The 19,756-nt window shown below is 47.6% G+C and carries 22 protein-coding genes; 7 read left to right on the top strand and 15 right to left on the bottom strand.

The features are described from left to right. The first annotated feature begins 191 nt into the window (after window positions 1-191). A complete protein-coding gene (locus tag GQF01_RS19230; RefSeq protein ID WP_029198041.1) occupies window positions 192-419 on the top strand; it encodes a hypothetical protein in 228 nt (75 codons plus the stop codon). A 44-nt stretch (window positions 420-463) separates the two neighbouring features. Here the strand turns inward: GQF01_RS19230 and GQF01_RS19225 are convergent, their stop codons facing one another. The 6 genes from GQF01_RS19225 to GQF01_RS19200 all read right to left on the bottom strand — a co-directional run bounded on the left by GQF01_RS19225 (window position 464) and on the right by GQF01_RS19200 (window position 7,026). Continuing rightward, window positions 464-976, bottom strand: coding sequence for a DinB family protein (locus tag GQF01_RS19225; protein WP_161408362.1), 513 nt, complete (start codon window positions 974-976; stop codon window positions 464-466). Between the two features lie 67 nt (window positions 977-1,043). After that, window positions 1,044-3,239 (bottom strand): alpha-galactosidase, encoded by a 2,196-nt coding sequence (locus GQF01_RS19220; RefSeq protein WP_161408361.1) that lies wholly within the window; start codon window positions 3,237-3,239, stop codon window positions 1,044-1,046. 161 nt (window positions 3,240-3,400) lie between these two features. After that, window positions 3,401-3,688 carry a ferredoxin family protein gene (locus tag GQF01_RS19215; RefSeq protein ID WP_161408360.1) on the bottom strand — a complete coding sequence of 96 codons (288 nt, stop codon included), beginning with the start codon at window positions 3,686-3,688 and terminating at the stop codon, window positions 3,401-3,403. Then, window positions 3,685-4,995 (bottom strand): FAD-dependent oxidoreductase, encoded by a 1,311-nt coding sequence (locus tag GQF01_RS19210; protein WP_161408359.1) that lies wholly within the window; start codon window positions 4,993-4,995, stop codon window positions 3,685-3,687. Before GQF01_RS19210 ends, GQF01_RS19215 begins: the two co-directional genes overlap by 4 nt. After that, complete coding sequence (locus GQF01_RS19205) at window positions 4,992-6,104, bottom strand: electron transfer flavoprotein subunit alpha/FixB family protein (protein WP_161408358.1); 1,113 nt, start codon at window positions 6,102-6,104, stop codon at window positions 4,992-4,994. The genes GQF01_RS19210 and GQF01_RS19205 overlap by 4 nt, the downstream gene beginning before the upstream one ends. 88 nt (window positions 6,105-6,192) lie before the next feature. Beyond that, entirely contained in the window at window positions 6,193-7,026 is an 834-nt protein-coding gene (locus tag GQF01_RS19200) for an electron transfer flavoprotein subunit beta/FixA family protein (RefSeq protein ID WP_161408357.1), read from the bottom strand. A gap of 252 nt (window positions 7,027-7,278) precedes the next feature. Between GQF01_RS19200 and GQF01_RS19195 the strand changes: the two genes are divergently transcribed. Beyond that, window positions 7,279-7,455, top strand: a complete 177-nt coding sequence (locus GQF01_RS19195) for a hypothetical protein (RefSeq protein ID WP_161408356.1) — start codon at window positions 7,279-7,281, stop codon at window positions 7,453-7,455. A gap of 103 nt (window positions 7,456-7,558) precedes the next feature. Here the strand turns inward: GQF01_RS19195 and GQF01_RS19190 are convergent, their stop codons facing one another. Further along, window positions 7,559-7,990 carry a GNAT family N-acetyltransferase gene (locus GQF01_RS19190; RefSeq protein ID WP_161408355.1) on the bottom strand — a complete coding sequence of 144 codons (432 nt, stop codon included), beginning with the start codon at window positions 7,988-7,990 and terminating at the stop codon, window positions 7,559-7,561. Between the two features lie 34 nt (window positions 7,991-8,024). Beyond that, window positions 8,025-8,678, bottom strand: coding sequence for an HAD family hydrolase (locus tag GQF01_RS19185; RefSeq protein ID WP_235960033.1), 654 nt, complete (start codon window positions 8,676-8,678; stop codon window positions 8,025-8,027). A gap of 148 nt (window positions 8,679-8,826) precedes the next feature. Here GQF01_RS19185 and GQF01_RS19180 point away from each other — a divergent pair, with 148 nt between their 5' ends. Then, entirely contained in the window at window positions 8,827-9,936 is a 1,110-nt protein-coding gene (locus tag GQF01_RS19180) for an MHYT domain-containing protein (RefSeq protein WP_161408353.1), read from the top strand. A gap of 82 nt (window positions 9,937-10,018) precedes the next feature. Here the strand turns inward: GQF01_RS19180 and GQF01_RS19175 are convergent, their stop codons facing one another. Continuing rightward, window positions 10,019-11,353, bottom strand: coding sequence for an MFS transporter (locus GQF01_RS19175; RefSeq protein ID WP_161408352.1), 1,335 nt, complete (start codon window positions 11,351-11,353; stop codon window positions 10,019-10,021). A 199-nt stretch (window positions 11,354-11,552) separates the two neighbouring features. Between GQF01_RS19175 and GQF01_RS19170 the strand changes: the two genes are divergently transcribed. Further along, window positions 11,553-12,317 (top strand): sulfite exporter TauE/SafE family protein, encoded by a 765-nt coding sequence (locus GQF01_RS19170; RefSeq protein WP_161408351.1) that lies wholly within the window; start codon window positions 11,553-11,555, stop codon window positions 12,315-12,317. 110 nt (window positions 12,318-12,427) lie between these two features. Here the strand turns inward: GQF01_RS19170 and GQF01_RS19165 are convergent, their stop codons facing one another. Both GQF01_RS19165 and GQF01_RS19160 read right to left on the bottom strand, forming a co-directional pair. Continuing rightward, window positions 12,428-13,171, bottom strand: a complete 744-nt coding sequence (locus GQF01_RS19165; RefSeq protein ID WP_161408350.1) for an ABC transporter permease — start codon at window positions 13,169-13,171, stop codon at window positions 12,428-12,430. A 2-nt stretch (window positions 13,172-13,173) separates the two neighbouring features. Further along, a complete protein-coding gene (locus GQF01_RS19160) occupies window positions 13,174-13,803 on the bottom strand; it encodes an ABC transporter ATP-binding protein (RefSeq protein ID WP_161408349.1) in 630 nt (209 codons plus the stop codon). Window positions 13,804-14,060: 257 nt separating this feature from the next. On the opposite strand from GQF01_RS19160, the gene panD reads away from it, so the two are divergent. The 3 genes from panD (at window position 14,061) to GQF01_RS19145 (ending at window position 16,531) form a co-directional block, all read left to right on the top strand. Beyond that, window positions 14,061-14,462 (top strand): aspartate 1-decarboxylase, encoded by a 402-nt coding sequence (panD, locus tag GQF01_RS19155; protein WP_161408348.1) that lies wholly within the window; start codon window positions 14,061-14,063, stop codon window positions 14,460-14,462. Continuing rightward, the gene (locus GQF01_RS19150; protein WP_161408347.1) at window positions 14,455-15,189 is read left to right on the top strand and encodes a YheC/YheD family protein; all 735 of its coding nucleotides are present in this window, start codon (window positions 14,455-14,457) and stop codon (window positions 15,187-15,189) included. Before panD ends, GQF01_RS19150 begins: the two co-directional genes overlap by 8 nt. 130 nt (window positions 15,190-15,319) lie before the next feature. Further along, complete coding sequence (locus GQF01_RS19145) at window positions 15,320-16,531, top strand: threonine synthase (RefSeq protein WP_161408346.1); 1,212 nt, start codon at window positions 15,320-15,322, stop codon at window positions 16,529-16,531. Between the two features lie 97 nt (window positions 16,532-16,628). Here the strand turns inward: GQF01_RS19145 and GQF01_RS19140 are convergent, their stop codons facing one another. The 4 genes from GQF01_RS19140 to GQF01_RS19135 all read right to left on the bottom strand — a co-directional run bounded on the left by GQF01_RS19140 (window position 16,629) and on the right by GQF01_RS19135 (window position 19,739). Beyond that, a complete protein-coding gene (locus tag GQF01_RS19140) occupies window positions 16,629-17,261 on the bottom strand; it encodes a hypothetical protein (protein ID WP_161408345.1) in 633 nt (210 codons plus the stop codon). Between the two features lie 90 nt (window positions 17,262-17,351). Beyond that, window positions 17,352-17,501 carry a hypothetical protein gene (locus GQF01_RS35965; RefSeq protein WP_186456158.1) on the bottom strand — a complete coding sequence of 50 codons (150 nt, stop codon included), beginning with the start codon at window positions 17,499-17,501 and terminating at the stop codon, window positions 17,352-17,354. A gap of 59 nt (window positions 17,502-17,560) precedes the next feature. Further along, the gene (locus GQF01_RS35960; protein WP_328803488.1) at window positions 17,561-17,731 is read right to left on the bottom strand and encodes a hypothetical protein; all 171 of its coding nucleotides are present in this window, start codon (window positions 17,729-17,731) and stop codon (window positions 17,561-17,563) included. A gap of 121 nt (window positions 17,732-17,852) precedes the next feature. Next, window positions 17,853-19,739 carry an arginine--tRNA ligase gene (locus GQF01_RS19135; protein ID WP_161408344.1) on the bottom strand — a complete coding sequence of 629 codons (1,887 nt, stop codon included), beginning with the start codon at window positions 19,737-19,739 and terminating at the stop codon, window positions 17,853-17,855. Window positions 19,740-19,756: the final 17 nt, after the last annotated feature.

The raw sequence follows: 19,756 nt of genomic DNA, 5'->3' as shown, positions 1-19,756 counted from the left end.
GAATCGTATATTCTTTGACAACGGAAAAAGCTAGCAGATTAATGCTCCAAAATGAGGAAATAATTTGAATAGTTTTAACAGAATTACGTGAAATGCACGTTTGTTTCAAAATTGTAAAACTATTTTAAGGTTCTATTAATAATCCTCATATATGCTTGATGTATATCCAATTCCTAGGATGGTGAAAAACTATGAAAATGTTTATTACAATTCACAACAAACCCGTGCCTGTTTACTCCGATGAGAAAAATAAAAAGAAATTCAACTTATTGAAATCTGCTCTTGAAGCGAAAGTTACGAAAGGCAGAGCGACGATTAAGAAATGCCTGGACTCTATCATAAGTATTGAAATCGTTGGCTGTGAGGCGATCCTGCATTCCTTCAATGAACGTGACTCATTGGCTCTATCCCTGTATTAAAAAAAAGAGTTTGTCGAGGGCGTACCCTGACAAACTCTTTTTTTTTATAGATATCGTTCTTGCACAATACTCACATGGTGCTCAGCATGACCGGCAATCACATATGCAAGTCCCCTAGCAGTGATGTCGAACGTGCTGACGTTACCTTGCCGTGACCAAGCGGAGTCTGCAATCGTTTGTAGAAGTGTTAAAGTAGACTGCCGCACCGCCTTGAAATCATGCAACAGCACCTCGATAGACACTTCGTCGAACGACGTATTGGCAATAAAGACGTCCTGATCAAATCCAGGCAGTACCGTTGAGTCTCCGCGGGCAATACGCAGCATTCGGTAGCTCATTACCCGCTCCGTGTCTGTGATGTGCCCTAATACTTCCTTCAAGCTCCATTTCCCAGGCGCGTAGCGATAAAGTGTCTTCTCGTTATCAAATTGAACAAATAACGCAAGGATTTCATCAAGCTGACGTTGTAAAAACACCTCGTAATCCTCGTCAGGCACTTTGCTGATGTACGTTTCATAATAAGGTGCGTATTCATCTTTCCCAGGTCGCTTCAACATATCGCAGTAATCTCCCTTCCATGATCAGTCTATCTATGTAATAGACTAATCATAGCGGAAATTAAGTTCATTGAGAAGATGCCTGAAGGACCCATATTTTACTCTGGAAATCTCCGCGCAAGTCGTTAACGGGAAGACCAGCGTAAAGCAAGTGATCGCCAGGATATTCAGCATCATTACCCGCAATTCGGTAATCGAATGCAGGGTTAAGCCCTTTTAACCGCAGCGATTTGAGCGGCGCGTTCGGTTCTGCCAGCACGCGGAAATAGCCGACAAGTGCTTGCTTTTTATCCTCGGAGACGATCATCCAAGCCGTTTCGTTGCCTTCAAAGGGACTCAGCAGACGATACAAATCACCGAATTGGACCAACGGGCGGATTTCTTTGTAATCGGCAATTTGTTGTTTGACGATCTCTTTCTCTTCATCCGTGAAACGGGTCAGATCCAACTCGTAACCGAAGTTGCCCGACATCGCCACATCACCGCGCATCTTCAGCGAGGTTTCGCGCTTCACCTGATGATTCGGAACTGCGGATACGTGCGCGCCCATCGAGCTAATCGGATAGACGATGCTTGTCCCGTATTGAATTTTCAAGCGGGAAACGGCATCGGTGTTGTCGCTCGTCCACGTTTGGGGCATGTAGTAGAGCATGCCTGGATCGAAGCGGCCTCCGCCGCCAGAGCAGCTTTCAAAAAGAATATGAGGGAATTCTTTCGTTAACGATTCGAGAACGCGATAGAGTCCCAAGATATAACGATGTGCCGTTTCTCTTTGTCTTTCAGGAGGCAGCGCGGCAGAACCGATTTCCGTCATATTACGATTCATGTCCCATTTGACATACGTAATTGGGCTGCTGCTCAGAATGTTGCGAAGCATTCCCAAGATCGCCTCACATACATCTTCACGAGAGAAGTCCAGAATCAATTGTTGACGGCCCTCCGTACGGCGACGGTTAGGCACGTGTAAGCACCAATCTGGATGCTTCTTGTACAGTTCACTGTTCGGTGACACCATCTCCGGCTCAAACCAGAGACCGAATTGAAGCCCCATGCCATTCACTCTGGCTACCAAATCTTCCAAACCATTCGGCAGCTTCGCTTTATCGACAATCCAGTCTCCTAGTGAGCTATTGTCGCTGTCTCTTTTACCGAACCAGCCATCATCAAGTACGAACAATTCAATCCCAAGCTCCTTGCCTGCGCTGGCAATGCTTTCAATTTTGTCCGCGTTAAATTGGAAGTACGTTGCTTCCCAGTTGTTCACGAGCACCGGTCTAGTCCGGTCACGGAATTCTCCGCGGCATAAGCGTGTACGATACAGCTTGTGATAAGACCTGGACATTTCCCCTAAGCCAGAGCTGGAGTAAACCATAACGGCTTCAGGCGTCTGGAATGCTTGTCCTGGCTCAAGCAGCCAAGAGAAATCAAAAGGATTAATCCCCATGGATACACGCGTGTTTCCATATGGTTCTACTTCCGCATGAGCAGCAAAATTCCCACTATACACAAGGCTAAACCCGTATACATCTCCATGGTCTTCGCCCGCCTCTTTGGCAAGCAGGGCAATGAATGGATTATGCTGATGGCTGCTGGATCCGCGGCGGCTTTCTACCGTCAATTTACCTGGCGCAAGCGGCCTGCGTACCATATACCGCTCTCTCACCCAGCTTCCGGAAAGCTGCAGCAAATCGAATTCGTTATGTGAGTAGTCAACGCTCATGCTTAGCGCGCGAAGCAGCTTCACATCAGCTGTTCCTTCGTTCACGAACCGCACGGATCTCGTCAATGCCGCATGCTTGTCAAATAGGGTGTAGGAAAGAATGACCCGCAAACCAATCAAAGCATCTACTAACTCCAACTCAAGCGTTTGAGCTTCGTCTTCATGCTCTATATACGTAGCCGGCAGACCTTCTAACGTAGGTTTGCCTGCGTAAATACGATGCTTATCATAGATAAGTTCAGTAATCGTTGACCCATCAGAAAGCGCAACTTGATAAGCAGGTTCCCGATAATCACTGGTTCCATATGCCGGATATTCCTGCGGTAACGTATCGAAGGAAATGCTCCGATCTTCCGGAACCGGGTTAGGAGAAAATGAACATCTTTCGTGAAATTGTAAAATAGAAGCCAATTGGCCGGATCGGATGGGGCGACCCCAGTAAACATGTGCCGGATAGGCGTTTTGGACAAGTTGAATCACATAACTCATCTGATTGTTTGTTAAATGGAAAATACCTTGTGTCTGTTCAAAAGTTATCTGCATAATATCCCTCCTACGCCCTATTATCTTATTCTTTGCGAATCTGTACTATGGAGATTGTACACATACATATGGAGAAATGTAGTTTTACTATAGTATTCCCTAAATCCAGCAAAAAAAGGAGCAGGGCTTATAAGCCCTACTCCCTCCACAAACCCATTCCTTTAGCCAAATTTATACGTCATACCGTAGCCACCTTTGGGATAAACCCAATCGATGTTGTGCGACGGACAAGCAATTCGGCAAGTTCCGCATTCAATACAATTCTCAAAAGCAACGGTTGTAATCTTGAGCTTCTTTTCCCACTCATACACATCCGAAGGACAGAAGTAGTTGCAATCCTTGGTCACACAGCTCACACAGGTCTGTTTGTCTTTGATAACGAGGTGTGACTTGTCATCACACTTGTAACGAATCGTAAACAGCTTATCAGAAATATCGCTTTGACTCATCCGTTCATCGCCCTCCAGCCTTTGTAACCTAGCTTCATCAAGTTCACTGTACCGCCTGCGGCGTTTTTGATCAGCTTCATCGCCATTTTCTGCTTATCTGCTTTGGCAATGCCGTCCACTAGGAACATATTATAAGCAGCTTCATTAAGCGCTCTAGGCAGCTTATCAAATAGGAGCTCAGGGTCTTGTTCTTTCAGGAATTGATGCATGCCCTTATACTTTTGCAAATCTTTGTGCACAAAGGATTCACGTATTTTTTGATCGTAAGCTTGCAGCGAAGCGGCGGTGTAATTCCCGCGCCCTTTGGCCTCCACAATCGCTTCGCCAGCCAATCTGCCAGAGGTCATCGCCAAATTGGTGCCTTCCCGATGAACGAAATTGATGAGCTGCGCGGCATCCCCGCAGACGCACCAGCCATTACCTGAAAGCGGAGGAATCGAGTGAAAGCCGCCTTCGGGAATCAGATGCCCAGAGTACTCCTTCGTTTCTCCGCCTTGTATCAGCTTACGAATCATTGGATGTTGTTTCACCGCGTCCAAGACCGCATAAGGTTTGACTTTTTTATCACGCAAATGGTTAACCATCACACCGACGCCTAGGGAAATGGTTTCTTTATTCGTATAAAGGAAGCCCATGCCCGCCATGCCGAGCGAAGTTTCGCCCATGAATTCAATCGTCACGCCTTCGTCGCCTTCCAGTCCGAAGCGGTCCTCGATCTTCTCCTTGGGCAGCGCAATGACTTCTTTCACCGCAAGTGACACTTGGTCAGGCGTCCATTCCTTATGAATGCCCATCGCTTTACCGAGCAAGGAATTAACGCCATCGGCGATGACAACAACGTCTGCATACAAATTGCCATCATCCCGATCCGTCTTCACACCAACGATCTTATCGCCTTCGCGTATGACATCCAGCGCAACGGTTTCGTACACAGGAATGGCTCCAGCGGCAACGGCTTTATCGGCAAACCATTGGTCAAATTTGACGCGCAAGCCGGTAAAACAGTTATACGGCTCTTTGTAGGCTTCATTGCGGTGACCGAATGTGACCATGGACTCCTTGCCCATCATCCAAATACGCTGCTCCACAATATACCGTTCCATCGGAAAGTTCTTCTCTTTCCAGAACTCGGGAACGAGCTCCTCAATTTGCTTGCGGTAAAGGACGCCGCCGAAAATATTTTTGGCGCCGGGGAACTCCCCCCGCTCCAGGAGGACAACAGATAACCCAGCTTGCGCCATCGTCAGAGCTGCTGCGGAACCAGCTGGACCTCCGCCAACGACTATCGCATCAAATTTTTCGTTCATTTGGCCTCACTCCTTTCCAGCGTTGGCACGGAAGCGGTTGTATCCGCAGCAGGCTTGCCAAACAGCGTTCGGCGGTTTTTCACCTCTTGCGTAATCGCCGGAACCAGCTTAAACAAATCGCCTACCATGCCATAATGAGCAAATTGGAAGATAGGCGCTTTCTCGTCTTTGTTAATGGCGACGACAACGTCCGCATGGCTCATGCCGACGGTATGCTGCACAGCGCCCGAGATGCCGATGGCGAAGTACAGCTTCGGCCGCACAGTCGCACCGGTCTGACCCACCTGGTGCTCATGCCCGATCCAGCCCGCGTCCACCGCCGCGCGGGATGCGCCAACAACGCCGCCGAGCGCCTCTGCCAGCTCAGCGAGCAGCGCGAAGGGCTCAGGGCCGCCTAGTCCGCGGCCCCCAGCCACAATAATCTCGGCGTCCTCGAGATTCAGCTTGCCGGTTTCGTGCAGGAAGTCGAGCACCTGCGCGGCAATCTCTTCCTCCCGCATCGCCGCTTCGATAGCGACGATCTCACCTTGGCGCTCCGTGTCCTTCGGCAGCGCCTGAAACACCCCGGCCCGCGCCGTCGCCATCTGCGGCCGGTACTGCTTGCAGAGGATGGTGGCCATCATCTTCTCGGAAAAAGCCGGTCGGCTGGCCAGCAGCAGCCGCGACGGCGGCGGCTCCACGTCGAGCTGCGTCGTGTCGGCCGTCAAGCCCGTTGGCAGGTGCGTCGCGATGGCGCCTGCCAGATCTCGGCCCGTGGCTGTCGCGCCGAACAGCACGATCTCGGGCTTTGCCTCCTCGATTAGCTTCAAGCAGACCCGGCTGTACGGCCGGGTTCGGTACGTGCGAAGCTCTGGCGCTTCGCAGAGGAACACCCGGTCCGCGCCGTAATGCACGGCTTCGTCGGCGAGGTGGGCTACCCCCTCGCCGATAACGAGCGCCATGAGCGGCGCGTCCAGCTTGGCTGCCAGCTTCTTGCCTTCGCCTAGCAGCTGCCAGGACACCTTTTTCGCTACCCCGTCCCGCTGCTCAACCACGATTAATACTCCCCGATATGCGGACCAATCGGGCATTGCTGCTTCGGCCTGGTCCGTCGTTTGATCACTAGCCATTGTGACTTCCTCCATTCGTTACAAGTTTCTTGCATGCTCGCTCCATTAGCGTCTTGTGTCACATCAAAATTTGTGCGCCTTTGCCTACCTAGGTCCAATCAAGCAGCGTCTGCATATCCTTCGTCATCAACTGATCAGCAAGCTGCGCGGCTGCCGCTTCCGGCGTATCATAGGCGATCATATTCGTTTTAACGGCTTTCACTTCAGGCACCCACGTTTTTGCAACGATCGTTGGGGAGCCTTTGAGTCCGATTTTCGCCCGCTCTAGGTCTGGAAAATCTGCTGTCGTCCACACCGTCGGCTTATAACGCGCGGCTCGAATCATGCCTGGCATCGATGCCCTTCGAACCTTATTCAGCTCCTTAAGCGCTGTAATCAGCACAGGCATGCTTGTCTCAACAACTTCGATACCATCCTCCAAAAGGCGATGCACACGAACCTTGCGATTCTGTTCATCAACATCCACCACTTTGTTCACATACGTGAGCTGCTCCAAATCCAATCGGCAAGCAACCCCTGGCCCGACTTGACCCGTGTCGCCATCCAGTGTTTGTTTCCCGCAAAAAACAATATCCACCGGCCCCCATGTCTCCGCGATTTTACGAATCGTCCGAGCAACGACATAGGAAGTAGCCAGCGTGTCCGCTCCAGCAAAACCACGGTCCGTTACCAGTACGGCATCATCCGCGCCAAGTGAGATACACTCCTTCAAGCCTTTCTCCGCGGGCGGAGGCCCCATGGTGACAACGGTCACCCTTGCACCGGTTTCATCCTTAATACGGAGCGCTTCTTCCAGCCCATGCATATCGTAAAAATTCACAATGCTGGGTACACCTTGACGGATTAACGTGTTATTTTTCGGGTCAATGCGAATTTCTCTAGAGTCAGGTACCTGCTTGATACACACTACGATATGCAGCATCTCTGCACCCTCCTGTTTCTTCGGGGAACTTGTATTACACCGTTTGACAAAACACCCGCAATGCTTGTCATCATTGTGAAAATTGTCACTTAAATGACGTGTAGAAATCGCTTTCAACGCAATCTTAGTAAAGTCACAGCCTACAACAATATATGCAAAATGCTATCTAACATGACACTTACTTTTGGCTTGGACTGTTCGTGAGGAAACTTGTTGCCGTGGAAAAGTACTATGTAAGAAGGATGATTGATTATGATTGCCTTATCTGAAATAGATGGAAAAGCTACCGTTATTCTGGGCTGTACTGTGGGTATGAACGGAATAGCCGTAGAAACTCCAGCTAAATCGTCGATAGCTGCGCGAAATCTGCTAGATTTGGTGGGAGTAGCGGTAGAAATTCCAGTTAATTGGTTAAATCGTAGAAAATAACTGGAGTAATCGGCGTTAAAGTGTACCCTCCTATTCACGAACCCCGTGCAAAGAAAAAAAAGGTTAGCCAGGATTACCTCCTGACCAACCTTGTTCCATTTGATTATTCCTCTTCCGGCTCAACCTCATATGTACATATAAACCGCTCAACGCCTGGATATTTCTCGCCAAGACTGCGAATCACGAAGCCGATGCTGCGGTAAAATTGAACCGTATCCTCATCCGTCTCCGCCACGATTCTCAGAGGGTGCATCTCTTCAATAATTTCGAGAATGATGCCCCGCCCGAACCCCACTCCTCTGCTATGAGGATCAACTGCCAGATGATGTACGGTCATTTCCTGCTCATCATTGATTCCGAACCCGATAATTCCGACAAGGATGCCTTCAGACTCATAACCATACAGCCACATATTTGAATCCGTCTCGTACCGCTTAATCGTCTCTTCCACGACATCTGGATCTGGAAAGACACTGTAACTAAGCAGCTCCTGAATAAGGTTCTCTTGAAGGCGGGATTTAATATCAATTAACACTTACGATCACTTCTTTCTCTTGTTCATCTCTCATCTATACATAATCTAACAGACTTAACAGCTTGTCAATGTGGGCGGCTGGCTTTACGCCTTTTTCCACCATCAACGGTACTCCATTGCCATAACTTATAAAAGGAATCCTAGCTTCCTTGGCTGCTTGGCCATCAATCCACGAATCGCCAACGGAAATCCACGCATTCGCTTCAATTTCAGAGAAATGATTCAGCACGAACAAATTACCTGAAGGCGAGGGCTTCATCGCCTCCATCTGATCTCTTCCGACAATCAAATCAAATCGCTCTTTGATCCCCGTGTTCTCCAAGGCTCTAAGGGCGGCGGCGTACGAGTTATTGGTCACGAGCGCTAATCCATAATTTCCTTGCAGCTTATCCAGAAGCTCCAGCGCACCAGGCTCAAGACCCGCTCCCTCCATGCCTGTCAGCTCATATCCCTCAGCAATTTGCAAAGCGGCAGTTAGCACTTCCTCAGATGCTCCTTCCTCTTTGACATGAGCAAGAATTGTCGATGTTGTGTGCGGCGCTATCGAAAACTCACGCGTTAACGTCCCCTCTCTAATCAAAAAGTGGGCAATCGCCTGCTTCATTGCTGGAAAATCAATATGAGATTGAAGAAGCGTATTATCCATATCAAAAATGATGCCACGAATCGCGTTCTCTTTGTTCAGCAACGCTTCCATCCCCCTATATCAAGATTTAGTGTATTTCGACACTATTCGATTTTAATAAACATTTACCGCTATATACACGTCATTGACTGACAACTATAATGAAACCACCGAAGACTGGCACAACATCATTCAGTGAGAGGAACCGGATATGCATCTTGCAGAAACTCATCGATATAGCTTATACCTCATCCTTCTAGCTTTCGTCATTGTTCTGTTAGCTTCCTATACAAGTCTGAAATTGGCAAGAAGAATTGCTGACTCCAGTCCCTGGCATCAAAAGTTATGGATCACGAGCAGTGCCACCACCTTATCTGTGGGCATCTGGTCCATGCATTTCATTGCGATATTAGCCTGTCCTTATCCGGCCGTTAAGAGTTTCGACATTGCGACGTTATTTACATCTCTAGCTATCGCAGTAATTGGCTCCATTATCGGCTTTATTGTCATGCACTTCGCCACATTCGAGTTCCCTAAATTTCTGCTCGGTGGAACATTTATGGGATTGTCGATATCCGGTATGCACTTCTTGAGCATGAGCGCACTGAATCAAGCGGAAATTCACTATTCACCCATTCCTTTTATCCTTTCTATTCTAATTGCTATCCTGGTATCTATAACAACTCTATACCTATCTACCTACACCAAACAAAAGGTGCTATCCAGCGGATTCGTCATCAGCCTCGCACTGACTGGCATGCATTATATAGGGGTTTCTGCGGGTAAAATGACCTATCCAGATCGCAGCATGCTTGCTGAACATTATCCTGTTGATATGGACGCTTATGTGCTTGCCTTGTTGATTGCTTTTGGAACGATCATTTTTCTCTCATTCAACTTGTTTTATTCCATGAAAATCGATCAGAAGCTTCTTGAACAATTTGCTCTCAAGGCGTCTTTACTGGATACAAGTATGGACAGCATCATGGTGTTTAACAGTCGGGGCTGGATCATTGAATGTAATTCAGCAGCATCTGCTGCTTTTGGTTATACCCGCAAGCAAACTTTGACGTTAACGATGTTTGACTTTCTATTTCCTTTTGATCGAAATGGCGAAGCGGCCGCTGCATTGTTTCAGCAGCTATCACGGCAAGATGCTGCTTTGCTCGGCAAGCGAGTTGAAATGGCCGCCTACCGTGCAGATCGTTCCGAATTTCCGGCTGAGATCACCATCACCGGGTTTCAGTTTAAAGGAAAGAGGATGTTCGCAGCAACGATTAGGGACTTAACCAATCAGAAACGATCAGTTTCTGCTTCCTAGATAATCATTATCGTCAGCAAAGAACCTAAGGCGCTGCCTCAGGTTCTTTGGTCATTTTATCGTCGTTCTCTGGATTCCAGGCTTACGCCGCCTGTTTGGATGGTGTGGATTGAATCATAAATGGGATGAACATGGAGACTAAACTGACAATGAAGCCAAACACAAACATGCCATGGAAACCAGTATAGAAAACAGTCGCTTTCGTTAAAATCGCCCCCATAATGGTCACACTTACGGCCGTTCCGATATTGCGGGCGAACAGCTGCAGCGAAGTAGATATCCCTTTCTGGTTTGCCTCAACAAGCTGCTGAGAACCAATCGTTGAAACCGTAAAGATGAGTCCAAAGGCAAGGCCCAACATCGTCATCGTCGCAAAAGAGTACCAGAAGGCTGTTTTTTCACCCATAAAATAAAGCATGATAGCCGTAATCACGAGCAAACCGTTCCCTATAATCAGCAGCGGCTTGTAACCATATTTAAGCACCCATTTGCCGCTAGGGACAGCAACAACCATCCAACCAATCGACGTCCCAAGCAGCGCAATGCCACTCACAAATAGCGAATAGCCTTGATTTTGCAGATACAGCGGAATAAAGCTTGAAGTCCCGAATAGCGCTGCGCAAGAGATGAACGAGACAGCAATCATAATCGCGACTGGTCGGTTACGAAGCAGATTCAAAGGAACAATGGGCGCGCTGTGCCTCTTCTCATAGAAGAAAAAGATAACCATGCATATAGCACCTAATGCCCCGTATATGTAATTGTACTGCTCAACTGTTGTCGTAAGGAGCAGCAGCGAAATTCCCAAAGCGAACAGCACGGCTCCGCCGTAATCCACCACGGATTTCTTCGCTTGATAGACTTCTTTATACGGCTTCAAAGCTAGAAGCGAGACCAAACAAATCGGAATATTAACGAAGAATATCCATCGCCAGCTCAAATAAGTCACAAAAAATGTCCCTAATAACGGTGCCAATACAGCCGCTAGCCCCCACATCGCTGTGAAAAAGGCTTGCACTTTCCCACGCTGCTCCACGGGATAGATATCCCCTGCGATGATCGCAGGAAACGGCATCATCACGCCTGCGCCTATCCCTTGGATAGCTCTGAATAGGATTAGCTGCAGCATACTCTGGGATAAACCGCAAAGCACAGATCCGCCTAGAAACAAGAGAATTCCTGCGGCATAGATCTTTTTCCGACCAAATAAATCGGATAACCGGCCTGCTAGCGGAGCAAGTACGGTAGAAAGCACCATATACGAGGTAAATGCCCAGGCAAACAGGTCACTACCGCCAATTTCCTTCACAATAATCGGCATCGTCGTATTGGCAATGGTCGTATCCATTGATGCCACTAGCATCGCCAGTACGATGCTGACCATGACCGTTGTTCGATTACTTCGATGATCATTCATACTTTGATGTACCTCCTATGCTGTCTTCTTCATCACATCCATATATTGTAACTGATTCACTATCTATTGAATAGCGAATTTAGCGATTTGGTTGCTGCGACTCGAAACCGCATTCAAAAAAATTCTTTACATATGGCTAACCCATATAATAAAATTAATCCAATTGAATTAGTGGGTAATTGACAGGGGACATGACAACATGACTTTGAGTATTTTGCTTATGGGTGTAATTGTTGGTTTTTTGGTTGGATTGACAGGTGTTGGCGGAGCTTCGCTGCTCACCCCCATCTTAATCCTAATCGGTATTCATCCTTCTATCGCCGTCGGAACAGACCTGCTTTATAATTCCATCACGAAGCTTTTCGGCACAATTCAGCATTGGCGGCAGAAAACGATTGATTTTAAGCTTGTCAAAATGTTAGCAATGGGCAGTATTCCAGGCGTCATTGTCGCCGTAATTTTCCTGAAATTATTCAACTCGTTTTATAATAATCAAGAAGTTATTATCAAACACGCGCTCGGCTATGTCTTGATTCTGGTTGCTTTTGCCACCTTGTTCAAGGTTTTCTTCGGCCATAAGATCAAGGAAAACCGTTGGCAGCTTAAAAGTTTGGAAGAGAAACGCGGTCTGACGATCACTATCGGTGCGGTACTTGGATTCATTGTAGGAATTACATCCATCGGTTCTGGCTCCTTGTATGCCATCGCCATGCTGTATTTCTTCCGCATGGTTCCCGCACAACTCGTCGGAACAGATATCGCCCACGCCTTTTTTCTGGCAACGACAGCAGGCATTCTGCACGCCAGCATGGGAAATGTCAACTACACGCTCGTCATCAATCTTCTGCTCGGCTCGATTCCTGGTGTGCTAATCGGCAGCATGCTCTCCACCAAAGCACCGACCAATGTCCTTCGGACGATCATTGCCAGTCTAGTATTAATTAGTGGGCTTAAATTAATCTAAGAGCAGTGGATAGAAAAACCGAGGAACTAAGCGAGAAAAGGCGCTTAGTTCCTCGGTTTTTTTGCAGGTTACGGAACGCATTCCTGAGATTCCCCGGGAAATAACCTTTCTTATCTCAACGTCATATCCTTGGCGAACCATAGTTTGTAGCTCAAAATACTTAAAATGATACCCGTCATTGCTGCTGAAGCCGTGAAAGCAAATAAAATCAAAATCTGATACCTAACGGCTTCGATTGGACTCGAACCCGCAATGATCATGCCCGTCATCATGCCAGGCAATTGAACTAATCCGACCGTCTTCATGCCGTCAATTGTAGGAATCATACTTGCCTTGACAGAGCGCTGAAGGGCTTGTTGAATGGCTTGTTTCGGTGTTGCTCCTAGCGCAAGTAGCGCATCGATCAACTCACGGGAGGATCCTACCTCACGGTTCATCTGATTCAAAAACAACCCGCAAACGATCATGGAACTTCCAATTGTCATCCCGCTGATGGGGATTATGAATTGTGTGGTTGGTTTAATAATTTGGAAGCCGAGCATCAGTCCCATGGTTAGAATTTCCGTTACAGCGATTGCTGCTGCTATTCGCCAATGAATCCCTTTTAACCCTATCCCACGTTTACCTGCATTTTGTGTAGCTATCATAATCATTATCGCGATGATACCTATAATAAGTCCTATGTGTTCGGTTTGAAAAACAAAATGAAGCACGTATCCGATGAACAGCAGCTGCAATGCACCACGAATGGTTCCCCAGGCAATGTCTTTCTCAAGCCCAAGCTTCTGCCACTTGGATAAGACCATTGTAATAATGATAAAAGTAAGCGTAAAGCCCAAAGCAATTGGAGACATACTTACACCACTCCCCCTTGTTCAAGGGAAATAGGCGGATACTCGCCTTTTTTCACAGTTTCGGACAAGTCCCCATTCTCCAAATACCAGAATCGATTTGCCACTCTCACGGCTTGCTCATGCTCATGAGTCACCCAAATAAGCGCTGTCCCCATTTCATCTTTCCATCGCATTAGCATCGATTCCACGGCTTGTTTGCTCTGCGCATCCAGCGCTGATGTCGCTTCATCGAGTAAAAGAATATCCGAGCCGAGAAGCATCGAACGCACAAGCTGAACGCGTTGTTTTTGTCCGCCGGACAATTCTGCTGGATTCTGAGACCAACTAACATCACCCAAACCAACTTCAACCATTAATCTCTTTGCTAGATCCTGATCAAATTTGCGCTGATGAAGCTTGCTCACCAATGCCAGATTGTCTTCCACGGTCTTCGGCAGCATGGCCGGTTGTTGAGGCACATAACAGACTCGTTTCCTCCATTCGCATGGTCCCCAGCTAACAACAGGCCGTCCATGTAAAGATAAATGGCCACCTTGAATGTTGTCTAATGCAGCTAATACCCGTAATAGCGTGCTCTTCCCTTGCCCGGATGGCCCTTGAATCGCTATGACATCTCTTGGCCTAACTTCCATGCTAATTTGTTTAAAAAGAGGCGCGCTCCCTCCATTGGGGTGGTTTTTATGTACATTTTCAATAACAAAATAAGGCTGCAGAATTTCTCACTCCCTAGTTGATCTAACGCTTATGATGATAAATTATATCACAGTCAATTTCTCACGGTGTTATAAACCCATTTTTTTCGCAAACAGGCACAGGCCTACACAAGATGACTTGCCCTAATCATACGTTGTGATGAACACCTAATGTGATGATAAAGGAGCTACTGCATATGCAGCGACTAATGTGTAAAGGCAAAATTCACCGTGCAACGGTAACGGAAGCCGACCTGAATTACGTCGGAAGCATTACCATAGATGCTTTGTTAATGCGTAAAGCGAACATTTTACCCTATGAAATGGTTCAGGTTACCAGCCTTCGCAACGCAACCAGGTGGAAAACATACGCCATTCCGGCACCGGAAGGCTGTGGGAAAATTGGACTGAACGGCCCGCCTGCCCATCTTTTTCAAAGAGGCGATCTGGTCATCATTCTGAGCATGGGTCTGATGGATGAAGCTGAGATTACAGCCTTGAAGCCCCAAGTCGTATTCGTAGACGACCAGAATCAGGTACTCCGGGTCGAGGAGCATGATGTGATCATTCAAGAGCAAGAAGTGAAAGCTTATGAGTAATCTCAGTACCAGCAAGTGGACGAAATACCGACTGCTCCGCAAATCGGAGGAACTCCGAGCCTACCTTCCGGAAACCGAATGGCTGAAGGAATCCACCTTCTGGCGAATGTTAAATAAATACGAGCAGGTTATTATTAAGCCAACGGGCAGCTATGGCGGACATGGTGTCATTCGATTTAAGAAATTGAATGCTTCCGAATACGAGCTGCAAAACGGGGCAAAAAAGAAAATTTTTCGCGATCAAGAGCAAGTAAATGCCTTTCTCAAAAAGAAAAGTGGAAAAAATTACATTGTCCAGCAGCGCATTCCACTCGCAACTGTTAATGGACGGCCTTTTGATCTACGTGTGATGGTACAGCGGCACCCGCATTCGAAATGGCAAGTAACTGGTAAATTGGCCAAAGTCGCAGGTAGAGGCTTTATTGTTACGAATATCCGCATGAGCAGCGGCAAAGTTGTATCCGTGGAGCACGCTCTCAGACACTCTCAGCTTAAATCCATGCGATCTGGCGATCTGCTGGCACAGCTCGATAAAGTCGCACTAAAGAGTGCTGCCAAGCTTGGGCCTTCCTATAGATGGGTTAAAACGATGGGGATCGATATGGCTTTTGACAAAGTAGGCCGTGTCTGGATCATTGAAGTCAACTATTTACCGATGCTGGAACTATTTTTGAAGCTAAAGGATAAGTCGATCTTTCGCAGGATCAAGTCATTCCACAAAAAATAAACAAATGCAAGAGACACAAGCCGTCTCCATCTTCTCTCAGCTGTAATAATCTAGATTAGAGTTTGCATCTGCGAATTCTCACTAAACTAACCATTCGTTTTCCCGCTGAAAACGGCGAGGAGGCCCAGAGATGAAGCAATTGGGGCTTTATTGCTCACGATGTTCGGCAAAGCTCCCATTCCGCTATCAAGATATGAAATGTTCTTGCGGCGGTACGTTATTGGTCGACTACGACTTGGAGCGCTTGAGCAAAACATTCACGAAGGAAGCATTACAGACTCGCTACCCATCCATGTGGAGATACAACGAACTGCTTCCGGTGAGCAACCCGGATTGTATCATCACGTTAGGCGAAGGTTGGACACCGCTAGTACGCTTACAGAATTGGGAACTGAAGCTGCCCATTAAGCAGCTGTGGATTAAACGTGAAGAACAGAACCCGACAGGAAGCTTCAAATCAAGAGGATTTTCCGTTGCCGTTTCTCTGCTGAAAGAAGCGGGAGCAACCAAAGCGGCTGTGCCTTCCAACGGCAACGCCGCTGGCGCGCTAGCTGCCTATGCAAGCCACGCAGGGATTAAAGCTTCGGTGTTCATCCCCTTGGATTGCCCTCCGCTAATCGTGGAGGAGTGTCCTCTCTATGGGGCGGACACCTTTCTAGTAGATGGCTTAATTCATGACGCTGCAGCTATTATTGAAGCCGGCAAACAGGAGCAAGGCTGGGTAAATGTAGGCACCTTGAAGGAGCCTGGGCGCGTAGAGGGCAAAAAAACAATGGGACTGGAGCTCGCCGAGCAGCTCGGATGGACGTTTCCCGACGTCATCATCTATCCAACCGGCGGAGGCTCCGGCATTATTGGCATGTGGAAAGCTTACCATGAGCTCAAAGCGCTTGGCTTTGTTGACGGACCCATGCCGCGATTCGTTTGCGTGCAAGAAGAGGGCTGCCAGCCGATAGTCGACGGAATGCTGCCGCAAGCTGCCATGGATCTGGCTGGAGGAGCTAGTAGGCCCAGCCCGACAGGCATGCGTGTGCCGCAGCCGCCTGATCTACCTCTCATCTTGTCGATCGTTAAGCAAAGCGGAGGGACGGCGCTGGCCTTATCCAAGAGCCAAATTGCCGATGCTACGCGCACTTTAGGGACTCAAGGCATTTCTTCATCACCAGAAGGCTCTGCGACCTGGGCAGGTCTGATCGAGCTCTGTGACAATGGTTGGTTGCGTGCAACCGACTCTGTCGTGCTGTTTAATACTTCGCATGCGATGAAATATGCACAGCTGGAAAGCATTTGCTCGGTTCCTAGAATACGGAGCTATGCGGATTATAAGGCGCTTGGGTACTAACTTCGGAACTGATTCTATTTACTCATTGCCCAAGTAAAAAAGGCTATCTCAGAAGCCACGTATTGGCTGCGAGATAGCCCTTCTTTTTACGAAAGGATTAGGCCTGACCTAGATTATTCTCTTCGTACAAGCGGTACATCGCTTGAATCAGAGGCTCAGCTGGATCACGGTTCAATAAGAACAATGTCATTAAATATTGCAGCGGAAGCGCACAAGTGTTATTGCCATCTTGTACAGCAACGAATCCGGCTTCCAGAACCGGACCATGCTCTTCATTAAGCTCCAAATCCACATAAATCTTTTGGTCAGGGAACTCTTCGCGAACAGCTGATGCGCAGTAAGGAACAATATGTTTATCCAGAAGTTCTTTCGCCTGGTCTTCGGTTTGCGGAGGATTAGGAAGCGGATGATTCTCCGGGCTTCTCAACAAGTCCACAAAGAAGGAAGAAAGCCAGAGTCCAGCATTTGGATTGGTTTGGAAATTTCTCATAATTTCATTTAAGAAAAATCCACATGACGTGAACTTCTCATCTTTTTTAAGTGTAAAAGCAAACATCGGGCCATACGTTGGATTATTTCCGATTTGTCCCTCGACTTCATATTCGGGAAATTGCGCCTTCATAACTTCGTTCATGTGCTGAAACCAAGTCATAATGATCTGGGCCTGCTCTTGTTCCAAATCTTGTGCGTTATTTTCTTCGGTTTGTGTTTCGATCTCTTTTTCTGTCATTGTGGTAAAAGCCTCCTGAATCATTCATATTGGCACGAATATTCCTATTGTACCGCATTTGATCCAGATCAGAAAGCTATTGTTGCATTTTTAGGGACGAATGCGGACGACACCAACCTCAGACGCGTTCACCGAGATCGAGTTTCCTCCTTGACCAATGGTTGCGCTCGCGGATTGTCTCACTCTCACCTTCGTTTTCCCGCTGCTGTAGCTCGATTTCTTGTTTGATTTGCGCTGCATACATCACCACCCCCTCTCATCGAACATGGATGCTTCATGCTCCTCATAACATGAAGGGGTCAGCGCTTTTTGTGCTTTTTATTTTTTTTGTAAATTTGAATATTCAAAGCATTACTAGCGAGTGCATTGCCAACCTTGGCCGATGCTTGGGCCATTTGATGGATGTGAATGACGATCACATTCTTTTTACCGATGCGATATCGGTATGTCTTTACCTTTGATCGAAGCACACTTAGCCCCCCTCGCAAGCGCAATAACAACGCGTCTATTGCTGTAGCATATGCATCACGCTGACAGGCTGTATCAGCAAGTACATATGGGGAGCACAATGGGCTCAATCGAATGAATTTTTTATAAGCGCTTAGGAGTCGGCATACCAAGCAGCTCAAGCGCTTCATGCAGCGTAGCCTTCACCGTTTGAGTGATCCATAAGCGGTGCGTGATGCTTTCTTCGCTTCCTTTTAGAACCGGACAAGCACTATAGAAATGATTGAATAGCGAAGCCAACTCAAATGCGTAATGACAAATCAAGCTGGGAGCCAATTGTGTAGTAGCATTCTCCAACGTTTCCGGCCAGTAAGCGATATGCCTCAGCAGTTGATACTCCTGGTCTTCCAGGAGGTTTCCATTGAACCTCACTTCGACGGTTTGCAGGCGATCATCTTTCTTCGCTTTGTCCAAAATACGGTTCGCTCTCGCATAGGCATAAAGCAAGTACACGCCTGTATTCCCCGTCACTTCGGTAGCCTGCTCCAGATCAAAAATCACTTCCGTTTGCAGCTGGTATTTCAGCAAATAGTAACGGATCGAAGCTGCGGCGATGGATATGCTCGATATTCCCGCTTTTCTTGAACGTTTGGCATCTATCACTTTCTCCATGCGATCCAGAAGGTCTGCGACTTTAATGCCAATGCCTTGACGCCCTGACATCGCATAGGAACTTTTGCGTTCCGTAGTATCCAGGCCAAGCCCTGCCGCTGTATCCGGACTCAAAGAGACGACACCGTAGCTCACATGCTTGAGCTGGCTGGCCTGCTGCTCATAACCAAGAACGTCAAGAGCCAGCTTCACCATTTCTTGCGGATATTGCTGACGATAGTCGATGACGTTAATGACCATATCTGCATGCCCAATGGCTTTCTTACTTCCTTGGGCAGCCGTTGACCATAGGCCGTCCTCCCACTTTTTATACACAAAATCATTTTGAAGCAAACCGAATTTCCACAGATGATAAGCGATATCCTTCGCTGTGTAGGTGAGAATGCCATTGGAACGAACAAGCACCTTATCCCCTTGAAAATCTTGGTTGTCTGCTGGCGTTTCTCCCCCTTCATCAAGATTCTTCAGTACCCAACAGCCTGCTAATTTCCCCTCCGTCACCTTGTGAAACATTTCCGTTTTGCTCAGCAGCTCAAAGGTTGTATCCCAAAATCCTGCGCGAACAATGCTGCTTTCCCATACCAGTACATCGTAGGAAATACCGAATTGCTTCATTTCATCCAACTGCTCACGTACAATTCGCTCTGCCACCAGAGCTCCCATCCAGGCAAGATTCGAGGTCCCGCTCTCAATGGCATGCAGGACTACTGAACGCTGCTCGACCAGCTCTGGCTGCGCTTTATACGCTTGATTCACCTTGGCGTAGGTTTCCCAACAAAAATCTCCGAATCGCGGAAAACTTCCCTCAGTTTGCGTGTGCAGAATACCTACAACCGTATCTGCTAATTGATTCCCAAGGTCATCAATATAGTTGTGAACCTCTACTTCGTAACCTGCATGCGCAAGCATACGCGACAACGAGTCACCGATACAGGAATTTCTCAAATGACCAACATGCGCGGCTTTGTTCGGATTGATCGAGGTATGTTCGACCAACACTTTGCTTTTTGGGCTGGGAGTAACACGCTTAATAGGAGCTTGATATTCTCCATTAGCCCATACATCCCAGTTGATATAGAAATTCAGAAAACCAGGTGCAACAGCAGCTGACTTGCGAAACAAACCCTGGACAAGCCCGTTCTGTTCCATGCGGCTTTGGAGCTCCCCAGCGATCTGCAAAGGGGATTTACGTAATATTTTGGCTAAAAGCATGGCGATGTTCGAACTGTAGTCCCCATGCTCCGGGTGAGCCGGATGCTCGGTAAGAATTTTCAAGTCGGCTGGACGCTGGATCCCTGACTCCTGGAACATGGCCTCGACGTGCTGCTCAATCTCAACGGTTAGTAACTGCTGAATCATGGTATTTTCCTCCCAAA

It is taken from the genome of Paenibacillus silvestris (assembly GCF_009882985.1).
GTDB lineage: Bacteria > Bacillota > Bacilli > Paenibacillales > NBRC-103111 > Paenibacillus_E > Paenibacillus_E silvestris.
This window is presented reverse-complemented; position numbering and strand designations above follow the sequence as displayed.